The sequence below is a fragment of the Bradyrhizobium sp. WSM4874 genome (genome assembly GCF_055811835.1).
In genome coordinates this window covers 1-6,908 of record NZ_JBVVPR010000101.1, presented here as the reverse complement: position 1 = coordinate 6,908, position 6,908 = coordinate 1, and the positions used below count along the sequence as shown (strand labels likewise).

The 6,908-nt window shown below is 61.3% G+C and carries 4 protein-coding genes and 4 pseudogenes; 6 read left to right on the top strand and 2 right to left on the bottom strand.

From position 1 onward, the window contains the following. Positions 1-80: 80 nt before the first annotated feature. The 4 genes and pseudogenes from AC0L3P_RS38980 to AC0L3P_RS38965 all read left to right on the top strand — a co-directional run. Positions 81-1,007 (top strand): annotated as a pseudogene (locus tag AC0L3P_RS38980) (IS3 family transposase); the annotation flags it as partial. A gap of 23 nt (positions 1,008-1,030) precedes the next feature. After that, positions 1,031-1,204: pseudogene (locus tag AC0L3P_RS38975) on the top strand (helix-turn-helix domain-containing protein); the annotation flags it as partial. Between the two features lie 46 nt (positions 1,205-1,250). Beyond that, a complete protein-coding gene (locus AC0L3P_RS38970) occupies positions 1,251-1,406 on the top strand; it encodes a hypothetical protein (RefSeq protein ID WP_473266644.1) in 156 nt (51 codons plus the stop codon). A gap of 238 nt (positions 1,407-1,644) precedes the next feature. Continuing rightward, positions 1,645-2,149, top strand: a pseudogene (locus AC0L3P_RS38965) (IS5 family transposase); the annotation flags it as partial. A gap of 128 nt (positions 2,150-2,277) precedes the next feature. Here AC0L3P_RS38965 and AC0L3P_RS38960 read toward each other — a convergent pair. After that, positions 2,278-3,768: an SGNH/GDSL hydrolase family protein gene (locus AC0L3P_RS38960; RefSeq protein ID WP_473309304.1), complete on the bottom strand. Its 1,491-nt coding sequence runs from the start codon at positions 3,766-3,768 to the stop codon at positions 2,278-2,280. 558 nt (positions 3,769-4,326) lie between these two features. Here AC0L3P_RS38960 and AC0L3P_RS38955 point away from each other — a divergent pair. Beyond that, on the top strand, positions 4,327-4,677 hold the full coding sequence (locus tag AC0L3P_RS38955) for a hypothetical protein (protein WP_473309303.1): 351 nt from the start codon (positions 4,327-4,329) through the stop codon (positions 4,675-4,677). A 51-nt stretch (positions 4,678-4,728) separates the two neighbouring features. Continuing rightward, a pseudogene (locus tag AC0L3P_RS38950) lies at positions 4,729-5,114 on the top strand (metallophosphoesterase); the annotation flags it as partial. A gap of 54 nt (positions 5,115-5,168) precedes the next feature. Here AC0L3P_RS38950 and AC0L3P_RS38945 read toward each other — a convergent pair. Then, positions 5,169-6,821, bottom strand: a complete 1,653-nt coding sequence (locus AC0L3P_RS38945; protein ID WP_473309302.1) for an integrase catalytic domain-containing protein — start codon at positions 6,819-6,821, stop codon at positions 5,169-5,171. Between the last annotated feature and the right edge of the window lie 87 nt (positions 6,822-6,908).

The window sequence follows — 6,908 nt, the reverse complement described above, 5'->3', positions numbered from 1 at the left end:
CTTGTTCCGTGTCCTCATTGCTTCCTCCTTTCAAAAGCCAACTCAGTCTGACTGAGAGGACGGGGCGGGTCATCCCATTAATGGTAGGGCCCGCCGCCAAGCGCGAAGCTGTCGCGCATCTGCAGGCCGAATTGGGACTGTCAGAACGGCGGGCCTGCATCATCGTCAGCGCCGACCGCAAGATGATCCGTTATCGGTCGAGCCGGCCGCCCGATGCCGAACTGCGGGTCCAACTGCGCGAACTGGCCAACGCCCGCCGGCGCTTCGGCTATCTGCGGTTATTCGTGCTGCTGCGTCAGCATGGCGAGCCGTCCGGGCTGAACCGTATCTACCGGCTTTATCGGGAGGAAGGCCTCAGCGTGCGTAAGCGCCGGGCTCGCCGCCGCGCGGTCGGCACCCGGGCGCCGATCCTGCTCGAGGCCCGGCCGAATGCCCGTTAGTCGCTGGATTTTGTCCATGACCAGTTTGCCAATGGGCGCCGGTTCCGGATCCTCAACATCGTCGATGACGTGACCCGGGAATGCCTGGCGGCGATCCCCGATACTTCGATCGCGGGACGGCGGGTGGCGCGCGAACTGACGGCGTTGATTGGTCGCCGCGGCAAGCCTGGCATGATCGTCTCGGACAACGGCACCGAGTTCACCTGCAACGCCATTCTGACTTGGTCAGAGGACAACCAGATTGCCTGGCACTTTATCGCGCCAGGCAAACCGATGCAGAACGGCTTCTGTGAAAGCTTCAACGGCCGGATGCGAGACGAGCTTCTCAACGAAACCCTGTTCTTCGGCCTTGATCACGCCCGAACTAGGATTGCGGCGTGGGCCCATGACTACAATAGCCACCGCCCGCATTCGTCGCTGGGCTATCTGACACCCGCGGCCTATTCCGCCAACCTCACCGCAACGTGCGACCGGCTGCGCAACCCCGACCAGCTCCGCCGATCGCACGTTGCTCACCCCGCGCCAAACGGCGTAACATCCGCCGAGACTCTAATCGCCAATGGATGAAAGTTCAGCGGCAGGTCAATGCGATGAGCCTGCCGATGGGGCGCCGCGACATTGCAGATTATCTTGGTCTGACGCTAGAAACGGTATCGCGCGCGCTCTCGTCGTTGCGCAATAAAAAGATGCTGCGGTTCGACGGACAGACTCAGCGAGAGGTGGTCCTGCTCGACCGGGAATCACTGGCCGAACTGGATAGCTAGATAAAATGCGGGCCGAACCAAATCACCGGGCGTTGGCGGATCGCTCATGAAAGGCGAACGCAAGACGATTACTGCCTTTTCACCATCGGCCATTGGTCGGCTGCCAGTGCCGCTCAACAAAAGCGTGGCCCGCGTCTCGAACGTGAAACAGACCCCGGTTTTGGGACCAGAGGCTAAGTTGGAAAAGGGTCGCTCCGTTTGATAGACGGAGGGCATGATGACAAGAAGATGAGACGGAAAATTGACGCGGCACTGAAGGGAAAGATTGCGCCAGAGGCGGTGCGGGAGCAGGCGAGGGGTCACCGAGCTGGCTCTGCGCTATGAGGTGCACCCGAACCAGATCTATGCGTGGAAGAAACAACTTCTGGAAGAGGCGGCGCGGGCCTTTGACGCGGGTGTCGGGGCGGGAGAGCGACGAAACGCGCGAACGCGAGATCGAAGGCAAAGACGGCCTGACTTTGTCGATCGACTCCACCTCGATCAAAGCACATTGGCCGGTGCGCGGCGGAAAAGGGGAAAGCATGAACAGGCGATCGGCGGCTCGCACGGCGGGCGAACCACGAAAATCCACGCGCTGAGCGACCCTGATTGCAAATCTTGGGCATTTCATCTCACTCCGGGACAAGCCGCAGATGTTGCCGCGGGGCCGGACCTTTTGAAACTCGCGCCGCCCATGTCTTCCCTCATTGGAGACAAAGGCTACGATGCCGATGGCTTTCGCGCCGTAATCATTAATCGCGGCGCGAAACCCGTCATTCCGAACAAGTCCAACAGGGTGACCCTCCACAGCTTCAGCAAACGCGCCTATAGAGGACCAATGTTATCGAGGGCTGCTTCTGGCGGCTCAAAGAGTTCAGACGCGTCGCTGCTCGCTACGACAAACTTGCCAGAAAGTTCTTGGCTGCCGTCTACCTCGCCGCCGTCGTCGCCTATTGCATCAATTGAGTCTGAACCCTAGTGTTGCTCCAGGTGCGAACTGCGTTTGCCACGCCCACAGGCTCCGGCGCAAACCGATGCGATTGTCCCCGAAGCGGCCCCATTGAGTGAAACCTGCGGGCCAAAACGTCAACGCCTCACCTTTGGCTGCGATTCTTTTTCTGCTTTAGCATTGGCGCCGGCGCCGATACCGGGATGCGATCATCGGGCGAAGCCGGAGCCATTGGAGTATCCTTAGACTGTTCGCGTCCGACTTCGCGGCGCGGCCAGACAAAATCGTCGGCGCGACCGGCCGGTGCCGACAAGGGCTCACCTTTGACCAAGACACGCGCTGCTAGCGCATCCATTGCCATCGGCGCCCCTGGACCGCCGAGCAATTGATCGGCGCCGAAAGAGGGGGCCACCAAGGGAAGGATCGGTCCGGCGAGCGGGCGCAGGGCCGGTTGACCCGGCAGCGCATTGACGTCGGGCCTTGCCGGTTCCGTCGGCAGCGCGATCGGCGCGGAACGTGCAGCCAGCAACCGGTTGATTTCGCGTTCGACATAATGCGCGAGCTTGCGGGCGCCGGGCTTGGTGAAATACACGCCGTCGGAGGAGCGCAGCTGACGGACCTGGCCTTCGAAGTCGGGACCGCGCTGCATAAAATGGCCGGCTTCATCGACAAAGCCGTCCCAGACATCGACATAAGTGATGCCGGCCTTGCCGGCCGCCTCGCGATAGAGCGAATCCAGAAACAGCGTGTCGGCTGTTGTCTTAGCGCCACGTACCACCGGCAGGCCAACCCACAGTACCGGCACCCCCTTAGATTTGAGCACGCCGATCATCTGTTCGATCTTGTTTTTGTAGAGCTCGATCCAGCGTTTCTCGCGATACTCATAGATACCGTTTGGCGAGCGCGTGCTACTCTCCGGTTCGATAGCCCGCGCGTCGGCGGCGTCATTGGGCGACAATTCCGTATCGACCAGTCTGTCATCCGGCTTCGCGTCGGCGTTCGTACCGCCCTCCGGTTTGGCTCTGGCATCCTTCTTGTCTACCTTTTTGTGCGACGGCTTGATGTCGGATTTCTCAGCCGGCGGCTCGCGGATCCCGACCCGGTCATCGAGTCCGAGCATGACGACGATGGCGTCTGCTTTTTCGGTGGGGAGAATGCCTTTGGCTGCGGCGGCCCAATCGGCCGGATTGCCCTTCGGCTGATATCTGATGAGGCCTGAGACGGTCTTATGTCTGCGGATCACGCCCATGTCAGACTGTTCGGCATAGGCGTCTTCAAGACCATAGGCGAGCCAGTCCGCCATCGCATCACCGAGCACAAGAACATGGCGCTCCGGTACAGTATCGCGCTTTCCGACCGCGGGCGCCCTCGAAAAGTCCTCCCGCGCGGGGGGTAAGGGTTGCCGCCTATCCCAACGAGGCTGGGGAGCAGACGGCTTAAACATATCCTTACCAAACCAGCCGCCGCCGAACCCGCCACCGCGTTGCGGCTGCGGCCGCTGCTGATATCCGCCGAAATTGAAGAACTGCGCCGATGTCGGGCCGACAACGCCGACCACCGTCCCCAGAGCGATGGTTAGCGCGATCAGGGGACCTCTGTCGGTAAAGATGCGCAGTTTTCTTAGTTTGTTTGACATGCTCGTGGACCGCACAAGACGAAGAACTGCCGCGGCAGAGACTAGTACGAAGGCATCAACTTAACGCGACGAAGCCGCCACCGACGTCGATTGCCAAGCCCGCCAGGCAATCGTCTCGCCATCCGCGATCGCTCCGTCTCCGCAACCTGACCAGCTCCGACGGAGCAATCGCTGCCGGCGTGTCACGGCAGAGAGGAAGAATGGTAGCTTGACAACAAACCGCAATTAAAGGGCCGATTGACCAGCCAGACATATCATGGCTGTCCTCATTTTCCTGTGCGAGGAAGCCGCGAACGCCGCGCAGCGGAAGATATAAAAGCACTTATCCTGCTTCGATCGCCCCAAAACATAACAGGGAAGTTAGCCGGCACGTGACTCGGCGCCCGATTGCAGTAGAGCGCTGTCCCTATCACGCGCCGCTAACTTCAGCATGGCCAGCCCAAGCTGACGGTCTGATATATCGTCCGGCGAAGCCGTGGCACAACTACCAGGACTGGTCGTTGCACCACGCGGCTTCGGGAGGCAAAAGGAGAGCGCCCCTTTGGAACGAGCCGGTTGATGTTTTCGACGTTGGCGATGTCTTTCAAGATGATGGGCTGGTGCATCTCGCCCCCGAAGTGGACCTTGGCGAACGGGACCGCGCCCGGAGGGGGGGCTCGCGAGACTGAAGCCCGCAGCCGTCTTGACCATAGCGAGCAATTCGTCGGCGTCCCCTCCCTGAGGTCGTTACAGATAGCGAGCCGCCACAGCGCCTCCTGCTTCCACGACGAGAGCTTCTTTGCCCAGTCCAAAGACGTCGTCTATTGGCTCGTCAGTCATGCCCATCCCCCGAGAGATAACTGGTCGTTCGTGATTATTGCTGGTAAACCGACTTCGCTCGGGTATTTCCATATCACGCCGATTGACTAGCGTGTAAGGTCCCAACACATGCGCGGGGACCCGAACATAGGATGGGAGAGGTTGACGTATCGCTTCGTCCATGGCTCGGATATCCAGTTGATTCGCCGCTGCGCTTGCTGGCGCTGCGCCATTCCGGTCTGGCGGAGCTGCTCGGCAATGGCGCGCCTTCGTCCGGGTCGTTAACTGTTACCTGGACGAGCAGGTCGGCGCGCTGCTGATCGCCGGCGATCTCTGCGACGGCGATCAGACCTCAACGAACACGGCTCGCTTCCTGGCCGAGCAGATCCCGCGCCTCGATCAGGCTGGCATCCGCACCTTTCATCCGCGGCAATCACAGCGCGCTGTCAAAAACCACTAAAAAATTGGTACTGCCCGATTCCGTGGAGATCTTTGGCGGGCGAGCAGAAGCAATTGATATTGATCGCGCCCCAGGGCAAGTCCCCGTTTGTCAATCGGCGTTCGACTGGGACCCCCGTATTGCCGCATGAGCAAATGTTACCCTATGGCGCCATTACTAATGTCGATGCGACCTCGACTGATCGGCCGCACCAGGTGGCTTTCCCGGCTTGCTCGACGAGAGGGGCTGTGGGCGGGTCTGGCCCTACATAGCCCGAGCCGTCCACAACCCCGGCCAGCGGGGCAGCGGCGACCAATTGCTCGGCCGTCTTCCGTCTAAGCGACCTCAGCAGACGCTGCACAATCGAATGCTGTCTTGCCCCGAACTCCTCGGGCTGAATCTCGCTCAGCCGGCCGACGATGGCGAGCGCCGTCAGCTGCGGCTGCTCTGCCAGCCAGCCCTCGATCGCGGCAATATGTGGGTCGAGCTTGGACGGCATGCGAATCCTGGTTTTATAGGGCCGACGAGTTCGCCGGTGCGTGGCACGCGGCTCGCAGGCCGTCACCCTCTTTCCGAGCGTCTTGGCGAAAGTGACTGCGCTCGTTGGCGTGGTGGTCGTGGAGGCGCGCTGCAGGTCACCCGCGTGTCCGGCACGACGATCAACGCGATTGCCGAGTTCGTCCTGAGTCGCGCGAATCTCAGCCAACAGCACGACGGGATCTAGCGAACGATACTGATCGCGCAGCCGTTTCTTCACGTCCGGGGTCACCTTGGGATGCGCCAGTGCACGCTCATAGGGCGTCGATGGGAGATGATACCGTTTGATCACTTTAGCCCCTTCGCGGCGCTTCTCCTTCAGCTTGAACGACGGCTGGAAGAAGTTGACGTAGAGCCGAGCCGCCGCATAGAGACGGCCCATCACACGGGCCGTCTCGACGCCGTCGAATCGGCCATAGCCCATGAGGCGGCGGACGACGGCACCATTCTTCTGCTCGACGAAGGCTTGATCGTTCTTCTTGTAAGCGCGCGAGCGTGTGACTTCGAGCTTTTGTTCGCGGCACCATGGCACAACAACATCGTTCATGAAGGCGCTGTCGTTGTCGAAGTCCACACCGCGCAACAACCAGGGGAACAGGCTTTGGGCGCGGTTGATCGCCTCGACGACGAGCGAACCCTCCCGCGTCAGCAACGGCAGGCACTCCGTCCAGCCGGTGGCGACATCGACCATCGTCAGGGTTTGGATGAACGAGCCGGCCACCGACGTGCCGCCATGTGCGACCATGTCGACCTCGCAGAAGCCGGGCACCGGACTGTTCCAGTCATTGAACGTGCGGATCGGGACTTCGCGCCGGATTGCCGAATAGAATCCGGCACGGCGCCGCCTGCCGCCGCTCGCCGCAATGTTCACATCGACGAGCAAGCGGTCGATGGTTGCGGCGCTGATCGCCAGAACACGAGCACGGTCGGCCTCACCAAGCTGCAATCGGCCATGTTGCTCGAGCGCCGGCAGCAAGGTCGGGATCATCACCTTGAGCCGCTTACCGCATACCCGATCTGACGCCTCCCACAGCGCCGTCATCGCGTCCTTGATCGTCGCGCCATATCTGCGCTTGCGCTCTCCGGGCGCCTCCATCTTCCCCGCTCCAATTGTTGCGCTCCGCCGAAGCGCGCGCACCGCATGCTTGCGATGCCAGCCCGTCGTCGCGCACAGCGCATCGAGGATGCGCCCCTTCTCCGCCCGTTTGGCCGACTCGTAACGCTCCGTTACGGTCGACAGCACCTCCCGCCGCGCGCCCATGCTGATCTTTCTCGCCATAGAAGCCACCGAACCGATTCGATGGCACCGACCCAATCATCGGCGAGAAGTTGTCCAGTAACATTCTGGATGAGGCAATGCGCCCCC

Bases quoted from the DNA above. Each gene is read 5' to 3' on its own strand.
- AC0L3P_RS38945 (WP_473309302.1), bottom strand. From the start codon at position 6,821: ATGGCGAGAAAGATCAGCATGGGCGCGCGGCGGGAGGTGCTGTCGACC.
- AC0L3P_RS38970 (WP_473266644.1), top strand. From the start codon at position 1,251: ATGAAAGGCGAACGCAAGACGATTACTGCCTTTTCACCATCGGCCATT.
- AC0L3P_RS38960 (WP_473309304.1), bottom strand. From the start codon at position 3,768: ATGTCAAACAAACTAAGAAAACTGCGCATCTTTACCGACAGAGGTCCC.
- AC0L3P_RS38955 (WP_473309303.1), top strand. From the start codon at position 4,327: ATGTTTTCGACGTTGGCGATGTCTTTCAAGATGATGGGCTGGTGCATC.